This is a genomic window from Vibrio sp. 2134-1, from assembly GCF_033339495.1.
This window is the reverse complement of sequence record NZ_JAWOUS010000738.1, coordinates 1-573: the sequence shown is the minus strand read 5'-3', so window position 1 is coordinate 573 and position 573 is coordinate 1. Positions and strand designations below refer to the sequence as shown.

The 573-nt window shown below is 39.4% G+C and carries 1 protein-coding gene; it reads right to left on the bottom strand.

The features are described 5' to 3' along the window. Positions 1-360 (bottom strand): sodium/glutamate symporter (locus R7R78_RS28265; protein WP_225474869.1); only part of this gene is annotated, 360 nt, incomplete at its 3' end. Positions 361-573 lie beyond the last annotated feature (213 nt).

Sequence of the window (573 nt, the reverse complement as noted above, 5' to 3'; positions counted from 1 at the left end):
TGCGGTCGCCAAAGACACACCAACGGCGTTTTGAATAAGAATGTACGCTGATGCCACCGCGAGAAAGATAAACACCTTCGCACCACCTTTGATCAGTTGGGTGTAGTTTGCCGCTAATCCAACGGTGGCAAAAAACATCAACATAAAGGTATTTTGCAGTGGTAAATCGAAGGATAAATCAACGCCATTAAAGTGCATTGCGGTAATCACACAGGCGATGACTAACCCACCAACAATCGGTTCTGGGATATTAAATTTTTTTAAAATTGGAAGTTTGGTGTTGATAAATTGCCCTAGGAACAACACACAAATAGCGACGAGAAACGACTCCTGTGGGCCGATTGAAATAACATGATTCATAAAACCTCTTTTTTCCTTTTTCTCATCCGCTGAGTAATGCTTCAACGAGAGATAGGTAACGAATCCAATCAGGTTGCCTATTGAGTCCTTATTTTTCTAGGGTGAATTCCACTCTAATTCTCACTAGATAAGAATGTTTTAATTTTAATATTCAATAATTTCTCACTCAGTGATAAACACAAGTTTTGTCGTAAGTTTCTCACGCTCTGAAGT